Source organism: Mesorhizobium sp. WSM4820 (assembly GCF_055811075.1).
Genome location: NZ_JBVVQN010000001.1, coordinates 96,513 through 121,285, shown reverse-complemented (window position 1 = coordinate 121,285; position 24,773 = coordinate 96,513). Strand labels below are relative to the sequence as shown.

25 protein-coding genes are annotated in these 24,773 nt (G+C 62.4%); 15 read left to right on the top strand and 10 right to left on the bottom strand.

What is annotated here, in order from left to right:
- Window positions 1-21: 21 nt before the first annotated feature.
- From AC0L2R_RS00595 to AC0L2R_RS00585, 3 genes are all read left to right on the top strand, one after another.
- Window positions 22-318, top strand: a complete 297-nt coding sequence (locus tag AC0L2R_RS00595) for a nucleotidyltransferase family protein (RefSeq protein WP_091591582.1) — start codon at window positions 22-24, stop codon at window positions 316-318.
- Window positions 318-668 carry a HepT-like ribonuclease domain-containing protein gene (locus AC0L2R_RS00590; protein ID WP_473507382.1) on the top strand — a complete coding sequence of 117 codons (351 nt, stop codon included), beginning with the start codon at window positions 318-320 and terminating at the stop codon, window positions 666-668. Before AC0L2R_RS00595 ends, AC0L2R_RS00590 begins: the two co-directional genes overlap by 1 nt.
- Window positions 669-818: 150 nt before the next feature.
- Entirely contained in the window at window positions 819-1,463 is a 645-nt protein-coding gene (locus AC0L2R_RS00585; protein ID WP_473507381.1) for a dihydrofolate reductase family protein, read from the top strand.
- A gap of 217 nt (window positions 1,464-1,680) precedes the next feature.
- Here AC0L2R_RS00585 and ppk2 read toward each other — a convergent pair whose 3' ends face one another.
- Entirely contained in the window at window positions 1,681-2,601 is a 921-nt protein-coding gene (gene ppk2, locus AC0L2R_RS00580; RefSeq protein ID WP_091591586.1) for a polyphosphate kinase 2, read from the bottom strand.
- A gap of 256 nt (window positions 2,602-2,857) precedes the next feature.
- Between ppk2 and AC0L2R_RS00575 the strand changes: the two genes are divergently transcribed.
- Window positions 2,858-3,901, top strand: a complete 1,044-nt coding sequence (locus AC0L2R_RS00575; protein WP_473507380.1) for an aldo/keto reductase — start codon at window positions 2,858-2,860, stop codon at window positions 3,899-3,901.
- Window positions 3,902-3,913: 12 nt separating this feature from the next.
- On the opposite strand, the gene AC0L2R_RS00570 is transcribed toward AC0L2R_RS00575, so the two are convergent.
- Entirely contained in the window at window positions 3,914-4,945 is a 1,032-nt protein-coding gene (locus AC0L2R_RS00570; RefSeq protein ID WP_473507379.1) for a glycosyl transferase family 90, read from the bottom strand.
- 191 nt (window positions 4,946-5,136) lie between these two features.
- Here AC0L2R_RS00570 and AC0L2R_RS00565 point away from each other — a divergent pair, with 191 nt between their 5' ends.
- Window positions 5,137-5,295, top strand: coding sequence for a hypothetical protein (locus tag AC0L2R_RS00565; protein ID WP_023798419.1), 159 nt, complete (start codon window positions 5,137-5,139; stop codon window positions 5,293-5,295).
- Window positions 5,296-5,559: 264 nt separating this feature from the next.
- Here the strand turns inward: AC0L2R_RS00565 and AC0L2R_RS00560 are convergent, their stop codons facing one another.
- Complete coding sequence (locus AC0L2R_RS00560) at window positions 5,560-5,817, bottom strand: DUF982 domain-containing protein (RefSeq protein WP_023798420.1); 258 nt, start codon at window positions 5,815-5,817, stop codon at window positions 5,560-5,562.
- Window positions 5,818-5,965: 148 nt separating this feature from the next.
- Between AC0L2R_RS00560 and AC0L2R_RS00555 the strand changes: the two genes are divergently transcribed.
- Both AC0L2R_RS00555 and AC0L2R_RS00550 read left to right on the top strand, forming a co-directional pair.
- On the top strand, window positions 5,966-7,219 hold the full coding sequence (locus AC0L2R_RS00555; RefSeq protein ID WP_473507378.1) for a multidrug efflux MFS transporter: 1,254 nt from the start codon (window positions 5,966-5,968) through the stop codon (window positions 7,217-7,219).
- A gap of 34 nt (window positions 7,220-7,253) precedes the next feature.
- Window positions 7,254-7,628: a DUF423 domain-containing protein gene (locus AC0L2R_RS00550; protein ID WP_473507377.1), complete on the top strand. Its 375-nt coding sequence runs from the start codon at window positions 7,254-7,256 to the stop codon at window positions 7,626-7,628.
- A gap of 32 nt (window positions 7,629-7,660) precedes the next feature.
- Here AC0L2R_RS00550 and AC0L2R_RS00545 read toward each other — a convergent pair whose 3' ends face one another.
- Window positions 7,661-7,825: a hypothetical protein gene (locus tag AC0L2R_RS00545; RefSeq protein WP_091591593.1), complete on the bottom strand. Its 165-nt coding sequence runs from the start codon at window positions 7,823-7,825 to the stop codon at window positions 7,661-7,663.
- Between the two features lie 70 nt (window positions 7,826-7,895).
- Complete coding sequence (locus tag AC0L2R_RS00540; protein WP_287241803.1) at window positions 7,896-8,039, bottom strand: hypothetical protein; 144 nt, start codon at window positions 8,037-8,039, stop codon at window positions 7,896-7,898.
- Window positions 8,040-8,160: 121 nt separating this feature from the next.
- Here AC0L2R_RS00540 and AC0L2R_RS00535 point away from each other — a divergent pair, with 121 nt between their 5' ends.
- On the top strand, window positions 8,161-9,243 hold the full coding sequence (locus AC0L2R_RS00535) for a LacI family DNA-binding transcriptional regulator (protein ID WP_473507376.1): 1,083 nt from the start codon (window positions 8,161-8,163) through the stop codon (window positions 9,241-9,243).
- A gap of 9 nt (window positions 9,244-9,252) precedes the next feature.
- On the opposite strand, the gene AC0L2R_RS00530 is transcribed toward AC0L2R_RS00535, so the two are convergent.
- On the bottom strand, window positions 9,253-10,470 hold the full coding sequence (locus AC0L2R_RS00530) for an OpgC family protein (RefSeq protein ID WP_473507375.1): 1,218 nt from the start codon (window positions 10,468-10,470) through the stop codon (window positions 9,253-9,255).
- Between the two features lie 202 nt (window positions 10,471-10,672).
- Between AC0L2R_RS00530 and AC0L2R_RS00525 the strand changes: the two genes are divergently transcribed.
- Complete coding sequence (locus AC0L2R_RS00525) at window positions 10,673-11,344, top strand: alpha/beta hydrolase (RefSeq protein WP_473507374.1); 672 nt, start codon at window positions 10,673-10,675, stop codon at window positions 11,342-11,344.
- Between the two features lie 13 nt (window positions 11,345-11,357).
- On the opposite strand, the gene sthA is transcribed toward AC0L2R_RS00525, so the two are convergent.
- Entirely contained in the window at window positions 11,358-12,746 is a 1,389-nt protein-coding gene (gene sthA / locus AC0L2R_RS00520) for a Si-specific NAD(P)(+) transhydrogenase (protein WP_473507373.1), read from the bottom strand.
- A 222-nt stretch (window positions 12,747-12,968) separates the two neighbouring features.
- On the opposite strand from sthA, the gene AC0L2R_RS00515 reads away from it, so the two are divergent.
- From AC0L2R_RS00515 to AC0L2R_RS00505, 3 genes are all read left to right on the top strand, one after another.
- A complete protein-coding gene (locus tag AC0L2R_RS00515; RefSeq protein ID WP_023798430.1) occupies window positions 12,969-13,433 on the top strand; it encodes an RDD family protein in 465 nt (154 codons plus the stop codon).
- Between the two features lie 137 nt (window positions 13,434-13,570).
- A complete protein-coding gene (locus AC0L2R_RS00510; RefSeq protein ID WP_027154654.1) occupies window positions 13,571-14,335 on the top strand; it encodes an arginyltransferase in 765 nt (254 codons plus the stop codon).
- A 127-nt stretch (window positions 14,336-14,462) separates the two neighbouring features.
- Entirely contained in the window at window positions 14,463-15,359 is an 897-nt protein-coding gene (locus AC0L2R_RS00505; protein ID WP_473507372.1) for a DMT family transporter, read from the top strand.
- Here the strand turns inward: AC0L2R_RS00505 and AC0L2R_RS00500 are convergent.
- Both AC0L2R_RS00500 and parC read right to left on the bottom strand, forming a co-directional pair.
- Window positions 15,347-16,555, bottom strand: coding sequence for an AI-2E family transporter (locus AC0L2R_RS00500; protein WP_473507371.1), 1,209 nt, complete (start codon window positions 16,553-16,555; stop codon window positions 15,347-15,349). The genes AC0L2R_RS00505 and AC0L2R_RS00500 overlap by 13 nt on opposite strands.
- Before the next feature lie 265 nt (window positions 16,556-16,820).
- Entirely contained in the window at window positions 16,821-19,073 is a 2,253-nt protein-coding gene (gene parC / locus AC0L2R_RS00495; protein WP_473507370.1) for a DNA topoisomerase IV subunit A, read from the bottom strand.
- A 251-nt stretch (window positions 19,074-19,324) separates the two neighbouring features.
- On the opposite strand from parC, the gene AC0L2R_RS00490 reads away from it, so the two are divergent.
- The gene (locus AC0L2R_RS00490) at window positions 19,325-20,515 is read left to right on the top strand and encodes a hypothetical protein (protein ID WP_473507369.1); all 1,191 of its coding nucleotides are present in this window, start codon (window positions 19,325-19,327) and stop codon (window positions 20,513-20,515) included.
- A gap of 232 nt (window positions 20,516-20,747) precedes the next feature.
- On the opposite strand, the gene aspS is transcribed toward AC0L2R_RS00490, so the two are convergent.
- Entirely contained in the window at window positions 20,748-22,544 is a 1,797-nt protein-coding gene (gene aspS / locus AC0L2R_RS00485) for an aspartate--tRNA ligase (RefSeq protein ID WP_473507368.1), read from the bottom strand.
- A 252-nt stretch (window positions 22,545-22,796) separates the two neighbouring features.
- Between aspS and AC0L2R_RS00480 the strand changes: the two genes are divergently transcribed.
- The gene (locus AC0L2R_RS00480) at window positions 22,797-23,300 is read left to right on the top strand and encodes a DUF3280 domain-containing protein (protein WP_473507367.1); all 504 of its coding nucleotides are present in this window, start codon (window positions 22,797-22,799) and stop codon (window positions 23,298-23,300) included.
- 162 nt (window positions 23,301-23,462) lie between these two features.
- Window positions 23,463-24,707, top strand: a complete 1,245-nt coding sequence (locus tag AC0L2R_RS00475) for an MFS transporter (protein ID WP_473507366.1) — start codon at window positions 23,463-23,465, stop codon at window positions 24,705-24,707.
- The last annotated feature ends 66 nt before the right edge of the window (window positions 24,708-24,773 follow it).

Here is a 24,773-nt window from a genome sequence, read left to right as displayed (position 1 = left end):
GCAATCCGCTAGAATGGACCCATGAGCAGGAACGAGGTCATCGAACGGTTGCAGAGAAACGCGGATGCCATCAAAGGCATGGGCGCGACTTCGCTGTATCTGTTCGGGTCTGCAGCGCGGGACGATGCCCAGCCGGACAGCGATCTTGATCTGTTCATCGACTATGACCCGGCGCGGCGCTTTTCTCTGATCGACCTGGTCGGGATCAAGCAATTTCTGGAAGAGAAGATGTCAACGGAAATCGACATCACCACACGTGACAGCCTTCATCCCATGTTGAAGGCCGAGATCGAACGATCGGCCGTGCGCGTATTCTGATGGCCGTCCGCCGGATCGAGCCTATCCTGGCCGAGATCATGGCGGCTTTGGATGGCATCAGCACTGCCACCGCCGGCAAGACTCTGGACGACTTTCGTGACGACTGGCTGCTTCGTCATGGCGTGGAGCGCGGCATCGAGATTATTTCCGAAGCCACCCGGCACATCCCGGACGATTTGCTCGCTCTTGCTCCAGAAATTCCCTGGAAACAGATTCGTGGAATTGGCAACGTTTTGCGTCACGAATACCACAAGACTTCCGACGCCATCGTCTGGACCGTGGTGACAGACAGTCTGTCGCCGCTTCGCCTAGCTGTCGAGCGCATAATCGAGGCGTCGCGGCGCAAGTAGCTGCTATTGCAACCACCCTCTTTGCGGTGGCCCCTGATGCTGGCCAAACCAGCCGCTTATGCTCGGCGGCGAAATTCCGCTTGCAAAATGCAATCAGTCTGGCTAATAACAACTGCTTGCATTTCACAACTGGATTAGAGGGAGGTCCTCATGTCAAAGCTTCGCGTCAACGCTTTCACCGTATCTATCGACGGCTTCGGCGCCGGTCCCGACCAGGACCTGAAAGAGCCGCTGGGCGTCGGCGGGGAAGCCCTGCACACATGGATGTTCGGCACCCGAACCTTCCGCAACATGTCCGGCGAAAATGGCGGGACCACGGATACCGACGACGCGTTCGTAACGCGCAGCTTCGAAAACACCGGCGCGTGGATCATGGGCCGCAACATGTTCGGACCGATCCGCGGCGCTTGGCCCGATGACACCTGGAAGGGCTGGTGGGGAGACAATCCGCCCTACCATGTGCCGGTTTTCGTACTCACCCACCATCCGCGGGAACCTATCGTCATGGAGGGCGGCACGACTTTCCATTTCGTGACCAACGGCATTCACTCGGCGCTGGAAAAGGCAAAAGCCGCGGCTGACGGCAAGGATGTCCGGCTCGGCGGCGGCGTCGCCACGATCCGGCAATATCTGAGGGAAAAGCTCATCGACGACATGCATCTGGCGATATCGCCGATGCTGCTCGGCTCAGGCGAGAACCTTTTTGCTGGCATCGACATGGTCAAACTCGGCTACCGCTACAGCGAGCAGGTGGGCACGCCGAATGCCATGCATGTCACCATCGAGCGGGCGTGAGCCTGGTTAAGTTCCCCCTTCTCCCCTTGTGGGAGAAGGTGGCCGAGCGAAGCTCGGTCGGATGAGGGGTGTTCCAGCTTGGCGCACACCTACGTTCAAATCGGGCGCACAGCGCCAGGATCACCAGCGCCTCATTTCTTCCAACACCCCTCTTCCGTCTCGGCGCTGCGCGCCGATCCACCTTCTCCCACAAGGGGAGAAGGAAGAGGCGCGCTCCTCAATACTTCTCCGGAACATACAGCTCGCGCGGCAGCACCTGGCGCTCGTATTCTGGATTGAAGACGCGATCGGGCAGCGTGATCTCTTCGTGCGGCACTTCCTCATAAGGCATCTGCTTGAGGAGATGATCGATGCAGTTCAGCCGCGCCCGCTTCTTGTCGTTGCCCTCGACGATGAACCAGGGGGCTTCGGGGATGTTGGTGCGGGCGAAGGTCTCTTCCTTGGCCTTGGTATACTGTTCCCAGCGCACGCGCGACTGCAGGTCCATCGGCGACAGCTTCCACTGCTTCATCGGATCATGGATGCGCATCTGAAAGCGCATCTGCTGCTCCTCGTCGGTGATGGAGAACCAGTATTTGACCAGGGTGATGCCGGAGCGGACTAGCATGCGCTCGAACTCCGGCACGTCGCGAAAAAACTCCTCGACCTGGTCCGGCTCGGCGAAGCCCATCACACGCTCGACGCCGGAGCGGTTATACCAGGAGCGGTCGAACAGCACGATCTCGCCGCCTGCCGGCAGATGCGGCACGTAGCGCTGAAAATACCATTGCGATTTCTCGCGCTCGGTCGGCGCCGGAAGTGCGACGACGCGGCAGATGCGCGGATTGAGCCGCTGGGTGATGCGCTTGATGACGCCCCCCTTGCCGGCCGAATCGCGGCCCTCGAAAACCACCACCAGCTTCTTCCTGGTGTAAGCCACCCAGGACTGCAGCTTGATCAATTCGGATTGCAGCGTGATCAGGTCGCGAAAATATTGCAGGCGATCCATCGAGGGCGGATGCGCGTTCTTGTAGATCTTGGCGATTTCCAGCGACAGCGCCGGTTCCGACATCTCCAGCTCGTAGTCCTCGTCGAGCGTGTCGGCGAGTTCCGCTTCCAGCCAGTCCCTGGCGGGAGAATTCTGTTTTGCTTCGGTCATTTATGCTGCTCCGCGTGCACGCCCGCGTCGGCCTCGGCCTGCCGGCCGAGATCGGACACCTTGAGCCGACTTGCATATAGGTCGGCAATGACGGTTTTATTGCAGCCGGCCCGCACGCCGGTCGCCCAACTCCGCGAGATGTGATCGATCAGCCTGCCTGGCACGCACGACAAGCGGCTCGAATTATCCTACAAATGCCAGGTTTCCCCGAGCAACCTTCAAATCACCCTTTTCAACGCAATCGCGAGGATCTGACATGGAATACCGCACACTCGGCCGTTCCGGGCTGAAGGTTTCGACGCTGACCATGGGCACCATGACTTTTGGCGGCGCTGGCGCATTTTCGGCGGTCGGCAAGACCAATCTCGACGAGGCACGCCGGATGATCGACCTCTGCATCGATGCCGGCATCAATCTCATCGACACCGCCAATGTCTATTCGAACGGGCTTTCGGAAGAGATCATCGGCGAAGCGCTCGGCGGCAGACGCAAGGGCGATGTGCTGATCGCCTCCAAGGCGCGCATGCGGATCGGCGACGGCCCCAACGATGAGGGCCTGTCGCGCTATCATCTGATCCGCGAGTGCGAGAAGAGCCTGAGGCGCCTCAGGACCGACGTCATCGACATCTATTTCCTGCACGAATGGGACGGCACGACGCCGCTCGAAGAGACCATCGCCGCGCTCAACACGCTCGTCAGCCAGGGCAAGATCCGCTATGTCGGCTGCTCCAACTATTCCGGCTGGCAAGTGATGAAGGCGCTGGGGATCAGCGACCGCCAGCACCAGCCGCGCTTCGTCACCCAGCAGATCCACTACACGCTGGAAGCGCGCGAAGCCGAATACGAACTGCTGCCGATCTCGGTCGACCAGGGGCTTGGCGTGCTGGTATGGAGCCCGCTCGCCGGTGGACTGCTGTCCGGCAAATACCACCGCGACCAGGCCACCGCCCGCCAGATCAGCGGCTGGACCGAACCGCCGATCCGCGACGAGGACCGGCTGTGGCGGATCGTCGACGTGCTTGCCCATATCGGCGAGAACCATGGCGTTTCGGCGGCGCAGGTGGCGCTTGCCTGGCTGCTCGGCCGGCCCGCGGTCAGTTCGCTGGTGATCGGCGGACGGACCGAAGCGCAGTTCAAGGACAATATCGCCGCAGCCGGCCTGGTGCTGACCAGCGATGAGCGCGCACGCCTCGACGCTGTGAGCCGCCCGCCCGTTCTCTACCCCTATTGGCACCAGCAATTCACGGCAAAAGACCGGTTTGGTCCGGCCGATCTGGTTCTTGACCGGGAGGACATCTGACAACGATCCGGATCAGGTCGAAGTCGCCGCGGGCTTAGCCTGAAATAAAACGCCAGACCTCGGGATCAGGCTCGATCTGGCCGCTGAGCACGAAATATTTGTAGAGCACGAGCAAGCAGATCGCCTGCTCGGCCCGCTCGTCGGCGAACTTGCGGCAATAGGCGTTGGCGGCGGCAATAGGCGTTGGCGGCGGCAATAGGCGTTGGCGGCGGCAACGATGCGTTCGGCCTCAGTCGGATGCCGTTCGAGATATTGCACCCGCTCGGCAAGATCCGTGAAATCGGGTTCGAGCGGCACATAGTGAACACCAGCCACGAGTTCGCTTTCGGCGAACCATGTCTCATATGTCGGCGGTGGCATCAGGCACAGCGAATTCGAACTCATGACCCATTTCAAGTTGATCGCCACATCGTTGCCTTCGAGCGAAATGATGTAGCGACAGCGCCGCTGCTGGTCGATGCTCAGATAAGACTTGCGATATTCCGGCGCTGCCGTCGGTTTGGGCGTTCCGACATCGCAAAAGGGCAGATCGCGCGCAACCTCCAGAAGCAAGGTCCTTATCGGGTTGTTGAGCTCGCCGCGCCACACCGCAACCGGAAGCTTGTCCGCGAAGGCTACATCGTCGGCGGGCATGTGGAAGTGGCGGAACTTGTTGAGTTTGAACAGCACCCCGTTGCTGTTGTCGCCGGCGATCGGCCGATCCTTGACGATCGACGGCATCGCAGGCACGTCGACGACGTCGCCAAATTCGAGATCGATGCGCAAATCGGGATCGAAGTAGCGGGTAAATTCCTTCAGATCGTAGTAATACATGCTCCGGCCTCTCGGTAGCCGGCTGACGGGCACGGCCCCGCCGCTCGGCGCGAAAGCGTCCTGCAATCTGTTGTAGCAGTTGAGACGCGCGCGGACCGATCCGTCCGAAAGCCTGGCCTGATCGAGCAACCCGGCGAGCCTGCGGCGGAACAGCGCCTGCGGTGCGATATCGCGCACGGCATTGCGCGCATAGTAGAAGAGCTTCTGTGCGTTTCTTTGAAGGGTGGCCATCGGTCACTTGGTGAAAAATCGGCTTGTGGTCCCTCCTACACCATTGTGCCAGCTATCTTGCAAGCCACGGAACCGTGTTCAGCCGGCCTGCCTGGCTGTCCATGGAGCCGATCGCTCTTTGCGGTGTTGTGTTTGTAGCCCAATGCTCCTAGGCAGGGCTAAGAACCTTTGGGATTGTGAAAGGAAGAGATATGGCGCGAGCACCGAATTACGGCCAGGAACGCAAGGAACGCGACCGGCAGAAGGCTGCCAAGAAGGCGGAAAAGCAGGCGGCCAAGGTTGCAGCCAAGGAACGTTCGAAGCCGGAAGACGAGACCACGTCCGAGACCGAAACGGAAACCGCAGAGTAAACTGCAGGGCAATCGCTTCATAGTGACGGCGAGAAGGGAACTGGCCGCAACTTTGGCGCGCTTTCTGCAACGCCGGAGATTGCCGAAACCCTTGGTGCAGGCCGCTTTCTCCCCGTCCGGTGAGAAATGCCCGGTCCACCCTCTGCAGCGCAGCTGCTGCGGAGGACGGGCAGGGCAATGGGGGCAGCGCAAGCTGAAGCGATTGCCCCTTAGTAAAAGCGCACTCGGCCCGCGAGGCGGATCAGATCAGATTTCGCTGCGTCTTCAGACCGGCGCCTTGTCGCTGACGAAAACGTTCACTTCGCGGGCGGCGGCGATGAAGGCACGCCTTGCGATCATTGCCGGTTTGTCGCCGGCCAGCGCATCATGGCAGGCCTGCAGCGCTTCGCGATGCTTTGGACTGCGCTTGCCGGGCCAGTTGTTGAGGAGGTAGTCGGAAGCCTCGCGGGCCGTGCGCAAGAGCTGAGTGGTTCCCGCCGCGCCCTTGACGGTCACGGGTGTTTCAAATCGGTTGTTTTCCATCGCCGCTCTTACGCCATCGCCGCTCGCGAAGCGAGCGCGAAAGTGGTTGCCACCGCAATCACGCCGCGAAGCTGCTAATCCCCTGGCAGGCAGGCCGCGCCAGTTCTTGTGCAATGATGCCGTCGAGAGGCTGCAGGACAGGACAGACATGCCGCAAGACCCTGCCACCCAAGGCGCCCACAATATCCATTGGCGCCGCAATCTCGCCGTGTGCTTTGCCGGCTCGTTCAGCACGCTTGTCGCCATGACTCTGCTGTTGCCCTTCCTGCCGCTTTACGTCGAGCAGCTGGGCGCCGAGGGCCACGCGGCTGTTGTGCAGTGGTCCGGCATCGCCTATGGCGCGACCTTCTTCGCCGCCGCGCTGGTCGCGCCGCTGTGGGGACGGCTTGGCGACCGCTACGGCCGCAAGCTGATGCTGGTGCGCGCCAGTTTCGGCATGGCCGTCTGCATGTCGCTGACCGGCATGGTGGAGACCGTCTGGCAATTGGTGCTGCTACGCCTGCTGATTGGTTTCGCCGGTGGCTATTCCTCGGGCTCGACCATTCTCGTCGCCATGCAGACGCCGAAGGAACGGTCGGGCTGGGCGCTCGGCGTGCTGTCGGCCGGCATCACCGGCGGCGCTCTCGTCGGTCCCTTGCTCGGCGGCGCGCTGCCGCCCTTGATCGGCATCCGCGCCACCTTCCTGCTCGCCGGCGGCGTCATTTTCCTGGCGTTCCTGGCAACTACTTTTCTCATCAAGGAGGACCTTCGCCCGGAAACCGACAAATCGGCATCGACTGAGAAGCCGAAAGGCGGCTGGTCGCAAATCCCGGACAAGCGCCCGGTCGTCGCGATGCTGGTGACCGGCATGCTGCTGAGCTTCGCCACCATGTCGATCGAGCCGATCATCGCGGTCTATGTGCAGCAGATCATCGAGGACCAAAGCCGGGTCACGCTGATGTCCGGCGTGGTCATGTCGGCGGCGGCACTTGGCGCCATCCTGTCGGCCTCGCGTCTCGGCAAGCTCGCCGACCGCGTTGGCCACTGGAACGTCATCATCGCGGCGCTTGCCGTCTCGGCGCTGCTGCTGATCCCGCAGGCTTTCGTCACCCAGGGCTGGCAGCTCGTCGGCCTGCGTTTCCTGATGGGACTCGCGCTTGGCGGCCTCTTGCCCTGCATCACCAGTGTCATCCGCCATAATGTTCCGGACGGCGTCGGCGGCAATGTGCTCGGTCTGTCGATCTCGGCGCAGTATGTCGGACAGGTTGCCGGGCCGCTGCTCGGCGGCTTCGTCGGCGGTCATTTCGGCATGCGCGCGGTGTTTCTCGGCACATCCGTGCTGATGGCGGGCGGAGCGGCGTATAACTGGCTGGTCCAGTCGCGCCGCGCACGCGACATGCTGGTGCAGGCGGGCAAATCCTGACACCGTTTGCGGGCCACTTCACGGAGTCCAAGACATGAGCACAGCCGACCACCCAGCAAGCGGCATCGGCCGCATCCTCGTTTTCGCCGGCGGCCTGTGCGGCGCGGCCGGTGTGGCGCTTTCTGCCGCGGCGGCACATCTGGGCGGCGCTTTCGTCGGCACGGTCGCGACCTTCCTGCTCATGCATGCACCGGTCTTCCTTGCCGTCGGCCTCGTTGGCGCAAACCGGATCATGCGAACTGCAAGCCTTATTCTTCTCGTCGGGCTTGTCTTGTTCTGCGGCGATCTGCTTGCCCGCGACTTCCTCGGCTCGCGGCTTTTTTCGATGTCGGCGCCGATCGGCGGCACCTTGCTCATCGCCGGCTGGCTGGCGGTTGCGGCCTCGGCGCTGAAGCGCCCGCGCACCTGAGGCGGCCGGATTCGGTTTCCGCCAAACGACGGTCAGTCAGACGACGGCCACTCCTGCCGGCGCTCAGGCCGAACCGGCAGGTCGCGATTGCGCGCCGCCGGCTTGGCCAGGCGCCTCCGCTCCGGCCTGTCGATGGCCGGCGAGATGCCCCAATAATTGCGATAGATCTCTTCGAACAGGTGATTGATCGGGTGCATGGCTTGGTTTCCTCTTCGATTTTTAGAATTGAATCGATCCAATCGACAGGCATAAAAAAAGCGCTGCCGATCAGCTCCGCTTGCGCTCCACGAGAAAACGGAGATCGCGGATCCACGGGCCGGCGCTGCCGCGACGCGTCCGGGTCACCGCCTTCGAAATCATGCTCCAGTCGTTGCGATAGGTGTCTTCGAACAGATAATTGACGGGGTGCATGGCTCACTCCTTGCTGACAACTCAATTGGATCGATTCAAAACTAGGTCTGGATTACGCCGATGTCAAGCAAAATTTGAATCGATCCAACAAAGGTGCTAGATAGCAGGCTGGAGCAGAAAAATGGCATCATCCAGCGAAAGCAATACCAGACCCATCCGGCTGGCCGACATCGCCAAGGCCGCCGGGGTTTCGCACGGCACCGCCTCCAACGTCTTCAGCCGTCCCGAGATCGTGCGCGAGGAAGTCCGCGAACGGGTCAAGGCGGCGGCCGAGGCGATGGGCTATGCCGGTCCCGACCCCAAGGGCCGGCTGCTGCGCGCCGGCAAGGTCAACGCGATCGGCGTCGCCACGACCGAGCCGCTGTCCTATTTCTTCGATGATCCCTTTGCCCGCGCGATGATGGCCGGCATTTCCGACGCCTGTGACGCCACCGGCGCGGGAATAGCACTGGTATCGGCCGGCAACCAGGAAAAACTTGCCTGGAACATCCAGAGCGCGCTGGTCGACGGCTTCATCCTGTTCTGCATCGAGGGCGGTTCACGGCTTGTCGAACTGACGCGCGAACGCAAACTCCCCTTTGTCGCGCTTGAGCTCGGCTTCGACGACGACACTGTTTCGGCAATCGGCGTCGACAATGTCGCCGGCGCCCGCCTGGCGGCGCAGCATCTCGCCGAGCTTGGCCATCGGCGCTTTGCCGTGCTGGCGCTGCCCTTCGCCGACGGCAGCACCGGCCTTGTCTCGCCGGAGAAGGTCCGGACGGCCCTTTACACCGGCACGCGCGATCGCCTCGTCGGCTATTTCGAGGCGTTTTCCCGATATGGTGTCGATACCGCCGGGATACCGGTATACGAGACCGAAAACGACGAAGCCAGCACAAGGGCCGGCCTCGAAACGATCTTCGCCTCGGCAGCGCAGCCGACCGCCATCCTGGCGATGTCGGACCGGATCGCCATGGTCGCGATCGAATGGTTGGCCGCGCGTGACATTGCGGTTCCCGGCGACGTCTCCGTCGTCGGCTTCGACGGCGTGCCTGACGCCGCACTTTGCGATCCTCCGCTGACCACGGTCGCGCAGCCAATCGCCGAGATCGGCCGCCGGGCGGCACGAACGATCCTCGATTTCGACGGCACGGTGCGGCGCGAGACGCTTGGCGTCGAGCTTGTCGTCAGGGCATCTTCGGGGCCGCCGCCCAAGACAGCCTGAGCCCGGCGTCTACCTATTAACGCCTGCCGCCATGCCGCCCACGCCGAAGGATGCATGGATCGGCGGCGCCTGGCTGCGGACCGGCTTGCTGTTGCCGCCAATAGAAGACAGCCATTCGAGATAATAGGCGAGCGCGAACTGCATGGCGATGCCGGCGGCGATCAGCAGGCTGTCATAGGCAAATCCGCCCGGGTTGATCAGCTTCATCACCTGCGCCGCCATGGCGATCAGCGTGCCGGCGATGAAAACCGGCAGCGATCGCTTGCCCAATATGGCGAGCGGATGATCGCGGCTGGTGCGGAAGAGGTTGGAGACAGAAGGAAACGCCACGATCAGATAGCTCACCGCCAGGATGTGCAGCAGCCTCGGCAGCGACAAGAAGGTCTTGTCGAAGCCGGTCAGCACCACGGGCAGGTTCAGCCACGACACGTGCCCCCATAGCGGGCTGTGCACCCAGACCAACGCCGTCGCGACATAGGCCGCCGACGCGCCGACCAGCCAGCGATTGACCGGAATGACGCCGCCGCGCCTGATGTGCAGCATGCTCGCCAGGCCGATGTTGAAGAGGAACTGCCACGACAGCGGATTGAGGAACCAGAAGCCGGGCTCCGGATAATTTGGCGGGGCGATTTGGTAAATCCCGGCAACCAGCCACAGAGTTCCGGACAGGGCGAGCGCCGTGAAAGGCCGGTAGCTGATGAACAGCAGGAAGGTTGGCGCCATCAGCAGCAGCACCGCATAGACCGGCAGGATGTTGTTGTAGCCAAGCTGATGGCCAAGCGTGACGATGCCGATCAGCACATGTTGCGGGTCCCTGATCAACGGTTCGATGTTGATCAGGGTCAGCATGTCCGGCCGCTTCGCGAACATCGCCGCCGCGCAGAAGATGGCCAGCACCGCCATCGTCGTGACGATGTGGGCGACATAGAGCACTCCGGCGCGGCGCCACAATTTCAGTGTCGCCAGGAGCCGGTCTCCGGACTGGAATTTTGCGCCGTAGGCGAGCGCGACGGACATGCCGGAGATCAGCACGAAGGCCTCGGCGGCATCCGAAAAGCCGAAATTCTTGTAGGTCAGGGTTTCGAAAACCGTGCCCGGGACATGGTCGACGAATATGATCAGCAGAGCGAGAGCGCGGAACACATCGATGCGCGTATCGCGTTCCGCGGCACGCGGCCCGCGATCCGGGATACGCGGCCCGCGATCCGGTGAAATTGACATGGTCATCGATAAAAGGCCTCAAAGCTGGTTGTTCATGCCGCGATCGATGCGACCGCCGGACGCACCGCTTCGATTCCTCCCGCAGGAGCATATCGGCAAACAAACGGACTGAAATGCGCCCGGTTCAATCAACTTTGAAGGAGCCCGAAAATATTCCGTTTGAAGCCGGCAAATGAATAAAAACCACACGAAATCAAAAGGATGCAATATGGCCGAAAAACCTCCGGAAGACGGCTTTTTGCGGCGCGACCTGCCGTTTCTCTACCGACTTTACCGGCCCGTGGATGCAAGCGGCGAATGCCTTTTCCTGCTGCACGGATCCGGCGTCGACGAAACGACGCTGGTGGCGCTGGCGCGGCAAATCGCACCGCATGCGGTGTTGGTGACGGTGCGTGGCCGTGTCGCCCAGGAGGACGGTTTCCGCTGGTTCGCGCGGATCACGCCGACGCGTTTCGAACAGGACAGTATCCGCGCCGAGACGGACGCTTTCGCCGGCTTCATCACCGCGGCCGCGAACCGCCACGGTCTCGATCTCGCCCGGACGAGTTTCCTCGGCTATTCAAACGGCGCCAATCTGGTTTCGAGCGTGATGCTTTTGCATTCCGGCCGCATCGAACGGGCAGCGTTGCTGCGCCCGATGCCGGTGCTCGACGACGTGCCCCCGGCAGATCTGTCCAAAGCGCGCGTGCTGATCATCGCCGGCGCAGATGACCTGACCTACGCGCCCTTCGCGCCGGCGTTGGTCGCATTGCTCGAATCGCATGGCGCCGCGGTCGAGGCCCACACCATCGGCTCCGGCCATGAAATCGGCGACCGGGATGCTGAAATCGTCAGGCAGTGGCTGGCGGGCCCGGCAGCCGCCATCGCGCAGGCGAATTGATGAGCCCGTCGCCCTATGCCCGCCCCATCCGGTTCCAGGCATCCAGCCCGGCGATCTTGTAGGCTTCGGCCAGCGTCGGATAGTTGAAGGTGTTGTTGACGAAGAAATCGACGGTGCCACCGAGATTGATCACCGCCTGGCCAATATGGATCAGTTCGGTTGCGCCCTCGCCGACGATATGCGCGCCGAGCAGCCGGCGCGTTTCGATCGAGAACAGAAGCTTCAGGAAGCCGGTGTTGACGCCCATAATATGGCCGCGCGAGGTTTCGCGGAAGCGCGCCACGCCGACCTCATAGGCGCCGCCGCCCTCGCGCACCTGCTCCTCGGACTGGCCGACGGTCGAGATTTCCGGCACGGCGTAGATGCCGTAGGGAAAGGTTTCCGGCGGCGGTGGCAACGGCACGCCGAAGGCATGGCAGGCGGCCACCCTGCCCTGCTCCATCGAGGTCGAGGCGAGGCTCGGAAAGCCGATGACGTCACCGGCGGCATAGATGTTCGGCGCACTGGTCCGGAAGCTCTGCGGGTCGACCTTGATGCGGCCCCGGGAGTCGGCCTCGATGCCGACCACATCGAGGCCGAGCGCGCCGACATTGCCGGTGCGCCCCGCCGCATAAAGCACCATCTCCGAGCGTATGCTGCGGCCGTCGGCAAGCGTCACCTCGGCATAGTCTGGTTTCGAGGCGATCTCCTTGATCGCACTGCCGAGCCGGATCGTCATGCCGCGGTCGCGCATCTGATGGATGAAATCGTCGACGATCTCACGGTCGACGAAATCGAGGATGCTGTCGCGCGGCTCGACCAGCGTCACCGGCACGTCGAGCGCCGAAAAGATCGTCGCGTATTCGACGCCGATGACGCCGGCGCCGATCACCGTCAGCGTCCGCGGCAGGCGCTCGAGTTCCAGCATTTCGTCGCTGTCGAAGACACGGATCCTGTCGAAGGGCACGTCGCGCGGCCGGTGCGGGCGGGTGCCGACCGCGATCAGCGCATGCGCAAAACCGACCTCGCTGTAGTCGCCGGTGTCCGTCGTCAGGCTGGCTCTGTTGGGACCGAGAAACTTGACTGTGGCGCGCACGCTCTTGACCGTGTTGCGCATGAACTGGTGCTGCAGCACCTCGACCTCGTGATCGAGCGTCTTGTGCAGGCGTTCGATCAGATCACCGACCGATATATCCTGCTTGACCCGGTAGCCGCGCCCGTAGAAGCCGCGCTCGCGCCAGCCCGAGAGGTTTAGCACGGTTTCCCGCAAGGTCTTCGACGGGATGGTGCCGGTATGCACGGACACGCCGCCAAGGCGCCGGCCCCTGTCGGCCACCAGCACGGACTTGCCGAGCTTGGCCGACTGCACCGCGGCGCGGCGCCCTGAGGGCCCGCTGCCGATGACCAGCATGTCGTAGTCCATATTGGCCCTGTCCCTCGCCCCTTGGGCACATTTGCCGTATTTGTTGCGCTGCAGCAAACTAACGTCATCCGTGCTGCAAATTCAACCGATCCAGTCTACATTCGGCGTTGCCTCCGGTAGCAGGGCCGAAAAAAGGCTCGATCTTGATTCCGCCGCAGGACTTCACCATTTCAACACCAGGCGGTCCGCACCCTATGCCGGGCCTGATTGCGAGGAAATGACATGAACGCGCGCGTTCTCGACGGCGAAATCAGCAGGCTCGATGATGTCAGGGCCTATGATGGCGTGCGCACGCGGCGTGTCCTCGCCTTCATCATCGATTATTGCATCGTCGCGCTGCTCACCATTCCGTTCGCGATCCTGGTGTTCTTCCTCGGGATTTTGACGCTTGGCCTTGGCTGGATGCTGTTTTCCATCCTCGTGCCGGCCGTCGCCATCCTTTACATCTGGAACACGCTCGGCAGCGCCGACCAGGCCACGACGGGCATGAAGATGATGGGGATCCGGCTCGACCGCCTGGACGGCACCCGTATCGACGGGCTGACGGCGGTGGTGCATTCGGTTCTGTTCTGGGCCGGCAACGTCATCCTGACGCCGCTGGTCCTTCTGGTGTCGCTGTTTGCCGACCGCAAGCGCACGCTGCACGACCTGCTGCTCGGCACGGTGGTCAGCCGCAGTGACCGCTGAAACAGCTTTTCACCAGTCCCAGCGAGCATTTATGTGCAAAGTGAAGGCGTCCGGTGGCCACACTTTCACAATCCTGTTGAATTTTTCGCCGTGCGCGCCAAAGGTATGATGATTCGCAGGAGTGTTTCCAAGGGTCGATGACGCAGCATCCAACCCAGTCGCCGCAGTTCTTCCTGACCGCGCCGTCGCCATGCCCGTATCTTGAGGGCCAGTTCGAGCGCAAGGTGTTCACGCATCTGGTCGGCGACAAGGCATCGGAGATGAACGACCTGTTGACGCAAGGCGGCTTCCGGCGATCGCAGAACATCGCTTACCGGCCGGCCTGCGAGACTTGCCGCGCCTGCGTTTCGGTGCGCATCCTGGCGCAGGAATTCACTGCCAGCCGCAATATGAAGCGGGTGATACAGCACAATTCAGACCTCATCGGCGCGATGCACGACGCGCAACCGTCGACCGAGCAGTATTCGCTGTTCCGCAGCTATCTCGATGCCCGCCATCGCCGCGGCGGCATGTCCGACATGACGGTGCTCGACTACGCCATGATGGTCGAGGACACGCATGTCGACACCAAGGTCATCGAATACCGGCGCCGCGGCCCCGACAGCTTTATCACCGGCAAGGGCCAGGGCGAGTTGATCGCAGTCGCCCTCACCGACAAGATGGCCGATGGCCTGTCGATGGTCTATTCCTACTTCAACCCGGACTTCGAGGACCGCTCGCTCGGCACCTTCATGATCCTCGACCACATCGCTCGCGCCAGGGCGATGGGCTTGCCCCATGTCTATCTTGGCTACTGGGTCAACGGCTCGCGCAAGATGAACTATAAGATGCGCTTCATGCCGCAGGAGCATCTCGGCCCGAAGGGCTGGGAACGCTACGACCACGAAGCGGTTTCGCGCTGATCCGCTCTTTCGCCAACCATCCTTAAACTGCTTCAAGGAGGATGCTTCTGGTTTTCGGCTGCCTGGCTGAAACGCCAGACGCTGGGCCAATTCTGCGCCTGCCTCCAAATTTATTGCGGGAACTGCCATGTCGTCCCACAACGATCATCAAAAAGGCCTTCTCATCACCGCCATCGGCGGGCTGACGCTGACCATCGACATTCCATTGATCCGGCTCGCCGACGGCGGCGCATGGACGATCCTCCTGCTGCGCACCGGCACCACCCTGGTCGCGGCGCTGATCATCTGGGCTGTGTGGCGCTCGCTGAGCCGTAACGCGCCCCAGCTCATCCCCGGCTGGTCAGGGCTCGTCGTCGCCCTGTGCTACGGCCTGACCTCGGTTACCTTCGTCATCAGTATCTATCACACCACGACCGCCAACCTGGTCTTCATCCTGGCCTTCAACACCGTGTTCGCGGCGCTGCTGTCCTGGCTGTTCCTGAAGGAGCGACCGCGACTGGTCACCGTGATGGCGATGCTGGCCATGATCGTCGGCGTCGCGATCATCGTCGGCGATTCGATCGGCACCGGCCACCTGTTCGGTGACCTCATGGCGCTGTGCTCGGCTTTCTTCATCGCGCTGGCCATCACCGTCTCGCGCGCCAGCGGCAAGGACATGGGGTTCGCTTCGCTGATCGGCGTGATCCTGCCCATGGCCGTCGCGGTGTTCATGGTTTCGGGCGAAGGGTTTCAGGTAAACGCGCCATGGTGGATCATCTTCAACGGCGCCGTCATCATGCCGATCTCGTTCTTCTGCCTCGCCAACGGACCGAAATATATTTCGGGACCGGAAGTGGCGATGTTCTATCTGCTCGAAACCGTGCTGGCGCCGGTCTGGATGTGGATGATCTTTGCCGAGACGCCGTCGCGCAACAGCCTGATCGGCGGCGCGATCCTGATCGTCACGCTGGTTGTCCATTCGCTATGGCAGCTGCTTGAGGGGCGAAAACGCCGCGCCAGCCTTGCAGTCCGTCACCCGGCCTGAGACTTCTTCTTGGCAACGATTTCGATTTGCGGCGGCGCCCCTTCGAGTTCCGCCGGCGCTGCGGGGGCAAGCTCGTCGGCCAATTCCACCTCGCGCAGCCATTCGCGCCAGATCGCGACCAGCAACGCCATCAGCACCGGACCGATGAACAGGCCAAGAAAGCCCATCGTCTTGACGCCGCCGACCAGGCCGAAAAAGGTCGGCAGGAACGGCAGCTTTATCGGGCCGCCGACCAGCTTCGGCCGCAATGTCTTGTCGACGATGAACAGTTCGACGCTTCCCCAGATGAACAGCGCCAAACCGGCCATCGGCGAGCCGCTGGCGGCGAGATAGATCGAAACAAGCGTGAAGGACAGCGGTGCGCCGCCGGGGATCAGCGCCATGATGCCGGTCAGGGCGCCCAGCGTCACCGGCGACGGCACGCCGGCCAGCCAGTAGGCCACGCCCAGCACCACCCCCTCGCCGATGGCGATAATGGTCATGCCGGTCACCGTCGAGGAAATCGTCGCCGGCACGACGCGTGAAATCCGCTCCCACCTGGTCGGCAGGATGCGTTCGCCGAGACGGTCGACCTGGCCGGCGAAATGCTCGCCGTCGCGATAGGCAAAGAACAGCGCGATCATCATGAACAGCAGCGCCAGCAGAAGGCCGAAGGCGCTGCCGCCGGCGGCCAGCACGCCGCGGTAGATGCTGCCGATGTTGGCGCCGCTGATCAGCTGGATCAGCTCGCCGATGCCGCCGGGATGGCCGAGATTGCGCGTCCACTGCTCGTTCAGCCAGTCGCCGACCACTGGCAGCGTGGCGATCCAGTGCGGGGTCACCGCACCATGGCGGTTGGTCTCGATCGCCCAGCCAACCCATTCGCGGACTTCGTTGCTGGCGTAGGCGCCGGCGAGCGCGATCGGCACCACCAGGAAGGTCAGGATGAACAGGATCGCCAATGTCGCGGCGACCGTGCGGTTGCTGCCGACGGCAGCAAGCAACCGCCGATAGAGCGGCCAGCTGGCAAAGGCGATGACCAGAGCAGCCAGCACCGGGACCAGGAAACCATGAAAGAAATAGACCCCGGCGGCGACGATCAGCACCAGCAGCCACCGCGCCGCCGACAGCGGCGGAATGACCGCGGATCTGACCGGCGTCGACAGGCCGAACAGGCGTTGCTGCCCTTCCGGTTTCCGAACCCTGGTTTCCTTCAAGTGCCTGTTTCTCCCAAACGCGTGTGTCCGCGTCTTATGTAGCGATGCTTATGCGCCATGATAGTGCAGCAATCGTGACGACATTCCAAATGTTTGGATGGAACTGCTAATCTCCCCCCCTTGAGGGGGAGATGGCCGGCAGGCCAGAGGGGGTCGCCGCGCGTGAAGCTCCAGCCTCCTCTGTCGCAATAAGAGGTCGCGTCGCGCCTGAACGTTCCGACCCCCTCTGTCGCCTTCGGCGACATCTCCCCCTCAAGGGGGGAGATTAACTAAATTTCCCCGTCCTCGGGAATCCCTTCGGCACCATGCGTCCAGCCGAGGCTCGGGCGCCGATCCATTCGACTAGCTCTTCACGTGATTTGATGAAGGTGCGGTCGGCAGAATCCTGCCAGGAGAGACCGCTTGCGAGCGTGAAGGTCTTGAGGTCGAGGACGCCGCCATCCTTGTATTTCTGCAGGCGAACGCCCTTGCCGCGCCCCATCTCGGGGATTTCGGCGAGCGGGAAGACCAGCATCTTGCGGTTCTCGCCGACGATGGCGAGATGGTCGCCGGCGACCGGCATGCAGCGCTGGGCCTCGTCGGGCGCCTTGACGTTCATCACCTGCTTGCCCTTGCGGGTGTTGGCGACGACTTCCTCTTCCGGCACGATGAAGCCGTTACCGTCGTGCGACACCAGCAGCAGCTTGCGCTTGGGATCATGGACAAAGGCGGTGACGATGTCCTGGTCGTTGTCCATATCGACGATGATGCGGATCGGTTCGCCATGGCCGCGCCCGCCCGGCAGCCGGTCGGCGCCGATCGTGTAGAACTTGCCGCCGGTGGTGAAGACCAGGACCTTGTCGGTGGTCTGGGCGTGAAAGGCGAGCTTGAGGCTGTCGCCCTCCTTGAAGGTCAGCAACGAATGATCGGTCAGGTGCCCTTTCATCGCCCTGAGCCAGCCCTTTTCCGAAACGACCACGGTGACCGGCTCGCGCTCGATCATGGCATGGGCTATGTCGGTCAGGTCATGTTCGGGGGCGTCGGCGAACTGGGTGCGGCGCTTGCCGAGCGCGGTTTCCGGTCCGAATTTCTCGCGGATGCTGGAGACTTCCCACTTGATCGTCGCCCACTGCCTGGCATCGGACGCAAGCAGCGCCTCGATCTGCTTCTTCTCGGTGGTGAGACCGTCGAATTCCTTGCGGATCTCGAATTCCTCGAGCTTGCGCAGGGCACGCAGCCGCATGTTGAGGATGGCTTCGGCCTGGTTGTCGGTGAGCGACCAGCGAGCCATCATCACTTGCTTGGGCTCGTCCTCCTCGCGGATGATCCTGATCACCTCGTCGATGTTGAGATAGGCGATCAGATAGCCGGCGAGGATCTCCAGCCGCCTTTCGATCTCGCCGAGGCGATGCCTGGAGCGGCGGATCAGCACCTCGCGGCGGTGCTCCAGCCATTCCTTGAGCACGCCTTTCAGCGACAGCACGTTGGGTATCTTGCCGCGCGACAGGACGTTCATGTTGAGCGGAAAGCGGCTTTCGAGCTCGGTCAGCTTGAACAGCGATTCCATCAGGATGCCGGGATCGACCGAACGGCTCTTCGGCACCAAAACGACGCGGATATCCTCGGCACTCTCGTCGCGGATGTCCTCGAGCAGCGGCAATTTGCGCGCCATCAGCAGCTCGGCGATCTTTTCGATCAGCCGCGCCTTCTGGACGCCATAGGGGATTTCGGTGACGACGATGCTCCAGGTGCCCCTGCCCTGGTCCTCCTGGCTCCATTTCGCCCTGACGCGGAAACCACCGCGACCGGTCTCGTAGGCTTCGAGGATCGAGGCGCGGCTGTCGACGATGATGCCGCCGGTCGGGAAATCCGGGCCTTGGACGAAATCCATCAACGTCGTCACCGGCGCATCGGGTTGCTCGATCAGATGCAGGGCGGCGTCGCAGAGCTCGGCGGCATTGTGCGGCGGGATCGAGGTCGCCATGCCGACGGCAATGCCGGACGAACCGTTGGCGAGCAGGTTGGGAAAGGCGCCGGGCAGCACGACCGGCTCCTCGTCCTCCTCATTGTAGGTCGGCCGGTAGTCGACCGCATTCTCGGTGATGCCGGACAGCAGCTCGGTCGCCACGTCGGTCATGCGCGCTTCGGTGTAGCGCATGGCGGCAGCGTTATCGCCATCGATATTGCCGAAATTGCCCTGGCCGTCGACCAGGGGATAGCGCATCGAAAAATCCTGCGCCAGCCGCACCAGCGCGTCGTAAATCGACTGGTCGCCATGCGGATGGAACTTGCCCATCACCTCGCCGACGATGCGGGCGCATTTGGCGAAGCCCTGGTCGGGGTTGAGCCTGAGCAACCGCATGGCATGCATGATGCGGCGATGGACCGGCTTCAGCCCGTCGCGCACATCCGGCAGCGCCCGGTGCATGATGGTCGACAGCGCATAGGCGAGATAGCGCTCTTCCAGCGCTTTCTTCAGATCGACCGGCTCGATGTTGTCGCCACCGCCATCGCCAGGCGGCAAAAGCCTTTTTCCCATAGGTTGGGACTAGCCGAGCGGGTGATTCGCGGCAAGAGGCGCCTGAATGGGGCAGCCTCTTGCGCAATACGAACTGGATGCCAGCAACATCACTCGGTTACATCCCGCTTCTATGGCAATGAATCGGATTTGCCTTTCGCCGTGGTTTTCGACCATTGTGCGGCGGAACGCCTTTTTCCCGTCCAGTTCGTCACGGAAGGGTAACGGCGCAACAAATTGAAAAATCTTCAGCACACTCTCAGGGAACCGCGATGACGATCAGACGCTCGACACTCAACAAACTCGCTTTTTCGACCTTGCTGCTGACGCTGCCGCTGAATGCGGCCCTCGCGCAAGATGCGGCGGTCGCCGACCGGCTGAAGGCGGCTCTCGCCGCGCAGGGCGTCGACATCTCCTGGACCGGGGTGACGGGCGATGCCTCCAGCATGGTGCTGCAGGGCGTGGCCCTCAAACCGGCGGCCGAAAAGGAAGCGCTCAAGATCGGCGACATCAAGCTCGAAGGCGTGACCGAAGCCAACGGCGGTTATGAAATCGAAACCGTCTCGACTTCGGCATTCCAGCACAGCGAAAACGGCGTCACGCTCGACCTCAGCCCCTTCATCATCCACGACATGACGGTTCCGGCCGACGGCGCCACAGGCCCGCTCGGTTCAATGATGATGTATGAATCGGCCGAGCTCGACAACATGACGGTCAAGGTCGCCGACAAGACCGCCTTCTCGATGGACGGGCTCGCCATCGAAATCACCCCGCCAGCCGACGGCAAGGCGATGGCGTTTTCCGGCACCACGGAAAAGTTCAATGCCGACCTGACGCTGGTCGAGGACCCGAAATCCAAGGAGGTGATCAACGCGCTCGGCTACCAGAACATCACCGGAAACCTTGCCATGGAGGGCACTTGGCAGCCTGCGGACGGCAAGATGGAGCTGTCGAAGTACGACATCGCTGTCGACAATGCCGGAACGCTCGGCATGACCTTCGGTTTCGGCGGCTACACGCTTGACGTCATCAAGTCGCTGCAGGAGATGCAGAAGAAGATGGCGGCGCAGCCCGAAGGCGCCGACAATTCGGCGCAAGGCATGGCCATGCTTGGCGTCTTGCAGCAGCTTTCGTTCAACAGCGCTTCGATCCGCTTCGACGACGATTCGTTGACCAACAAGGTGCTGGACTATGTCGGAAAGCAGCAAGGCATGTCCGGCAAGGACATCGCCAACCAGGCCAAGGCGGTCGTGCCTTTCGGCATGGCGCAGCTCAACAATCCGGAATTGACGGCGCAGGTGTCGGCTGCGGTCGGCAAATATCTCGACGATCCGCAGAGCATTGAGATCCTGGCCGAGCCGCCGGCAGCGGTGCCGTTCGCGCTGATCATGGCAGGCGCCATGTCCAACCCGGCGGACCTGACGAAGACGCTTGGCGTGACGGTCAAGGCGAACGAAGACTGATTGGGGCGGGGCGTCAGCTCCACCCCTCATCCGCCTGCCGGCACCTTCTCTCCGTATAGTGACGGGGAGAAGGGAGACGCCCGCGACGTTGGCGCCCATCTTGCAACGCTGGCAGTTGGCGAAATCATTCGTGACAGTGCTTTCTCCCCGTCACTATACGGGGAGAAATGCGCGGCAGGGCAATGAGGGGCAGCGCAAAACGACAGCGTTTAGAGTCGGTTGCGGGAGGTTTTTAACCCTCTTTCTTGGTCACTGCGACGCGCAGCGACAATTCGCGAAGCTGTTGCGGGCTGGCTTCCGCCGGCGCGCTCATCAGCAGATCATAGGCCTGCTGGTTCATCGGGAACATCGTCACTTCACGCAGGTTCCTGGCGCCGACCAGCAGCATGACGACGCGGTCGATGCCGGCCGCCATGCCGCCATGCGGCGGTGCGCCGTACTGGAAGGCGCGGTAGAGGCCGCCGAAGCGCTCCTCGACCGTCTCGCGGTTGAGCCCGACAGTCTCGAATGCCTTGACCATGGTTTCCGGCAGATGGTTGCGGATGCCTCCGCTAGCGATCTCGAAACCATTGCAGACCATGTCATACTGGAACGCTTTGATGCCGAGCAGATCCTCGCCGTTGAGCGCATCGATGCCGCCCTGCGGCATCGAGAACGGGTTGTGGGCGAAATCGATTTTTTTCTCGTCCTCGTTCCATTCGAAGAAGGGAAAGTCGACGATCCAGCATAGTTCGAAACGGTCGCGATCGACCAGGTTCAGCTCCTCGCCGGCGCGGGTGCGCGCCGCGCCCGCGAACGAGACGAACTTTTTCGGGTCGCCGGCGACGAAGAAGGCGGCGTCACCATCGGCAAGCCCGAGTTGGAGGCGGATTGCCTCGGTGCGCTCCTCGCCGATGTTCTTGGCGAGCGGACCGGCGCCTTCGAGCTTCTCGCCCTCCTTGCGCCAGAAGATGTAGCCGAGGCCCGGCTGGCCCTCGCCTTGCGCCCAGGAATTCATCCGGTCGCAGAAAGCGCGTGAACCGCCGGTCCTGGCCGGAATGGCCCAGACCTCGGCCTTCGGGTCGTTGGCAAGGATGTTGGCGAACACCTTGAAGCCGGACTCGCGGAAATGTTCGGAGACCGCCTGCATCTCGATCGGGTTGCGCAGGTCCGGCTTGTCGGTGCCGTATTTGCGCATGGCGACGTCGTAGGCGATGCGCGGAAACTCCTGCGTCACCGGCTTGCCGGCGGCAAAGGTCTCGAACACGCCCCGCATCACCGGCTCCATTGTCGCCAGAACGTCGTCCTGCTCGACGAAGCTCATCTCCAGGTCGAGCTGGTAGAATTCACCCGGCAGGCGGTCGGCGCGCGGGTCCTCGTCGCGGAAGCAAGGCGCGATCTGGAAGTAACGGTCGAAGCCCGACACCATGATCAATTGCTTGTATATTTGCGGCGCCTGCGGCAGCGCGTAGAAGGTGCCGGGATGGATACGTGACGGCACCAGGAAATCACGCGCCCCTTCGGGCGACGAAGCGGTCAGGATCGGCGTCGAGAATTCGGTGAAGCCGACCTCGCCCATGCGCTTGCGCATCTCGGCGATGATCTTCGTGCGCGCCACGATGTTCTTGTGCAGCGTGTCGCGGCGCAAATCGAGGAAGCGGTATTTGAGACGGATGTCCTCGGGATAGTCCGGCTCGCCGAACACCGGCAGCGGCAGTTCCTTGGCCGCCGACAGCACTTCGATCTCGCGCGCGAAAACCTCGATTTCGCCGGTCGGCAAATTGGCGTTCGCGGTCTCGGCCAGACGGGCCTTGACCTCGCCGTCGACGCGGACGACCCATTCGCCGCGCACGGTCTCGGCAATCCTGAAAGCCGGCGAATCCGGGTCGGCGACGATCTGCGTCAGGCCATAGTGGTCGCGCAAATCGATGAACAGCAGGCCGCCGTGATCGCGTACGCGATGCACCCAGCCCGAAAGGCGAACGGAAGAGCCGACGTCGCTTTTCCTCAACTGGGCACAGGTATGGCTGCGGTAACAATGCATTGTCATGGGTAAGTCCGGATGTCTGATTGCGGCCAAGGCATGATGGCCCGGCCCGAAAATTTGCGCGAAAAGCACATGAGAGGCCGCCTTTGTCAAGGCAGGCGTCGCCCGGGCAGCATCTTGATTCGAACTTCGGCATTCGTCCGTGGCTGTGTGAAAACTCCGCACCACAGTCAAAGTGTAGAATTTCCTCCGCCTGATCGTGATCAGCGTGGCCGAGCCGTGTACAATGGCCGTCACATTGGCGGGAGGACTACCATGCGCATTCGCACATTGACTGTCCTGGTGATGCTGCTTGTCGGCACCTGCGCATTTGTACACGCACAGACAAAGCCGATGTCTATCGAGGTGTTTCCTTTCGAATTGGAAGACAAGAGCGCTGGCGCAGGCATAATTCCGCCGGATGAACATGATAGGCGCTATCTGTCCGAGTCGGCACAAATGGCGAAGGACATGCTCTCCCAGTCAGGGCGTTTTACAGTGCTTGATGTGCCAGCCGGGGATGAGCAGGCGGTCGCGCCGCACGGATTGCGCAATTGCGGCGGCTGTGAAAGCAAGATCGCCAAAGAGCACGGCGCGTCTCTTGCCTTGCTGGGCGTCGTAACGCGCGTCAGCCGAACAGAGCATACGATGTTCATTCGCATCCTCGACGCTGATACCGGGCAACCTGTTTCGCAGGGTTTTACCGATCTGCGGATGGGTGCGAATTACGCGTGGCCCCGCTCCGTCAAATGGCTGATGACAAACAGAATTCTTCGGTAGGGCGGCAAGCCACCCGAGTGCGCCATCGGCAGCGCGAAGGATTTCCCAGCTAAAATCGAACTGATACGTTGATAGTCGGCGCTGGCCTGCTAACCGCCGGCAATTGCCGCTGGCATTGACGTGGGCGATGGTTCAAGAAGGATCAACGACAGGCCCTCCTTCATGTCCTCCATGCGCCCGCTGATCCCGCTCCTTATTGCCGCCGGCATCCTGCTCGGCGGCAACGGCCTGCAGAGCACCTTGATCGCATTGCGCGGGGCGCAGGAGGGGTTTTCGGCCTCGACCATCGGCCTGATGGGGACGTTCTATTTCGCCGGCTTCCTGCTCGGCTGCCTCGCCGTCACCCACATCATGAAGGCCGTCGGCCATGTCCGCGCGTTTTCCGCGCTGGCGGCGATCGCATCGGCCGGGACATTGCTTTTGGTGCTGGTCGTCGACCCGGTCATGTGGTGCGCGTTGCGTCTCGCCGGCGGCTTCTGCTTCGCCGGCCTGTTCACCATCATGGAAGCCTGGCTCAATTCCGGGGCCGCCAACAAGGACCGCGCGCGGGTGCTGGCCATCTACCGGATGGTCGACATCGGTTCGGTCACCGGCGCACAGTTCCTGATCCCGATCGTCGGCGCCGGCGGTTTCGGCATCTTCGCCGTCATGTCGATCATGATCACGCTCTCGCTGGTGCCGGTGTCGCTCGGCGATCGCTCCAACCCGACCCCGCCCGAAGACGTCAAGCTCGACCTCGCCCGCGTCTGGCGGATCTCGCCGCTCGGCTGCTTCGGCTGCATTGCCGTCGGCGTCACCAACAGCGCTTTTCGCACCTTGTCGCCGGTCTATGCCGAACAGATCGGCATGTCGGTCACCGACGTCGTCACCTTCGTCAGCGTCGGCATATTCGGCGGCGCCATCATCCAGTATCCGCTCGGCTATCTGTCCGACCGCTGGGACCGTCGTTCGGTGCTGCTGATAACGACGTGCTGCGCGCTGCTGGCGTCGCTGGCGCTGGTGTTCTGGGCGCGCAGCGATCCGTCCCTCAACTTCGTGATCGTCTTCATCTTCGGCTGCTTCGCCATGCCGCTCTATTCGCTGTCGGCGGCGCACTCCAACGACCGCGCCGACAAGGGCGAGTTCGTGCTGATCAACGCGGCGCTGATGCTGTTCTATTCCTTCGGCGCCATTGGCGGGCCGTTCGCCGCCTCGACGGCGATGCAGTATTTCGGGCCAAGCGCGCTGTTCGTGTTCACCGCCACCGTCTATGCCATCTTCGTCGTGGTCATCCTGTACCGGATGCAGGTGCGATCGGGCGTGCCGGCCGGCCATCGCAGTCGTTTCATCGGCCTTTTGCGCACATCGACGGTGTTCGCCCGGCTGGCCAAGCGCAACGATGATTCCGACGGGCCTGACAAGCAATGATGACGGCCCGCCAGGTCTTGAAACCCGGACAGCGGCTTGACGAAAGCCCGCGCGGCTGAAATTGAA

Coding starts and splice junctions, on each gene's coding strand:
- AC0L2R_RS00480 (WP_473507367.1), top strand. CDS start 22,797: ATGCGCATTCGCACATTGACTGTCCTGGTGATGCTGCTTGTCGGCACC.
- AC0L2R_RS00475 (WP_473507366.1), top strand. CDS start 23,463: ATGTCCTCCATGCGCCCGCTGATCCCGCTCCTTATTGCCGCCGGCATC.
- AC0L2R_RS00515 (WP_023798430.1), top strand. CDS start 12,969: ATGAACGCGCGCGTTCTCGACGGCGAAATCAGCAGGCTCGATGATGTC.
- AC0L2R_RS00565 (WP_023798419.1), top strand. CDS start 5,137: ATGGCGCGAGCACCGAATTACGGCCAGGAACGCAAGGAACGCGACCGG.
- ppk2 (WP_091591586.1), bottom strand. CDS start 2,601: ATGACCGAAGCAAAACAGAATTCTCCCGCCAGGGACTGGCTGGAAGCG.
- parC (WP_473507370.1), bottom strand. CDS start 19,073: ATGGGAAAAAGGCTTTTGCCGCCTGGCGATGGCGGTGGCGACAACATC.
- AC0L2R_RS00535 (WP_473507376.1), top strand. CDS start 8,161: ATGGCATCATCCAGCGAAAGCAATACCAGACCCATCCGGCTGGCCGAC.
- AC0L2R_RS00530 (WP_473507375.1), bottom strand. CDS start 10,470: ATGACCATGTCAATTTCACCGGATCGCGGGCCGCGTATCCCGGATCGC.
- AC0L2R_RS00585 (WP_473507381.1), top strand. CDS start 819: ATGTCAAAGCTTCGCGTCAACGCTTTCACCGTATCTATCGACGGCTTC.
- AC0L2R_RS00545 (WP_091591593.1), bottom strand. CDS start 7,825: ATGCACCCGATCAATCACCTGTTCGAAGAGATCTATCGCAATTATTGG.
- AC0L2R_RS00525 (WP_473507374.1), top strand. CDS start 10,673: ATGGCCGAAAAACCTCCGGAAGACGGCTTTTTGCGGCGCGACCTGCCG.
- AC0L2R_RS00540 (WP_287241803.1), bottom strand. CDS start 8,039: ATGCACCCCGTCAATTATCTGTTCGAAGACACCTATCGCAACGACTGG.
- AC0L2R_RS00590 (WP_473507382.1), top strand. CDS start 318: ATGGCCGTCCGCCGGATCGAGCCTATCCTGGCCGAGATCATGGCGGCT.
- AC0L2R_RS00570 (WP_473507379.1), bottom strand. CDS start 4,945: ATGGCCACCCTTCAAAGAAACGCACAGAAGCTCTTCTACTATGCGCGC.
- sthA (WP_473507373.1), bottom strand. CDS start 12,746: ATGGACTACGACATGCTGGTCATCGGCAGCGGGCCCTCAGGGCGCCGC.
- AC0L2R_RS00505 (WP_473507372.1), top strand. CDS start 14,463: ATGTCGTCCCACAACGATCATCAAAAAGGCCTTCTCATCACCGCCATC.
- AC0L2R_RS00555 (WP_473507378.1), top strand. CDS start 5,966: ATGCCGCAAGACCCTGCCACCCAAGGCGCCCACAATATCCATTGGCGC.
- AC0L2R_RS00510 (WP_027154654.1), top strand. CDS start 13,571: ATGACGCAGCATCCAACCCAGTCGCCGCAGTTCTTCCTGACCGCGCCG.
- AC0L2R_RS00490 (WP_473507369.1), top strand. CDS start 19,325: ATGACGATCAGACGCTCGACACTCAACAAACTCGCTTTTTCGACCTTG.
- AC0L2R_RS00595 (WP_091591582.1), top strand. CDS start 22: ATGAGCAGGAACGAGGTCATCGAACGGTTGCAGAGAAACGCGGATGCC.
- aspS (WP_473507368.1), bottom strand. CDS start 22,544: ATGACAATGCATTGTTACCGCAGCCATACCTGTGCCCAGTTGAGGAAA.
- AC0L2R_RS00560 (WP_023798420.1), bottom strand. CDS start 5,817: ATGGAAAACAACCGATTTGAAACACCCGTGACCGTCAAGGGCGCGGCG.
- AC0L2R_RS00575 (WP_473507380.1), top strand. CDS start 2,858: ATGGAATACCGCACACTCGGCCGTTCCGGGCTGAAGGTTTCGACGCTG.
- AC0L2R_RS00550 (WP_473507377.1), top strand. CDS start 7,254: ATGAGCACAGCCGACCACCCAGCAAGCGGCATCGGCCGCATCCTCGTT.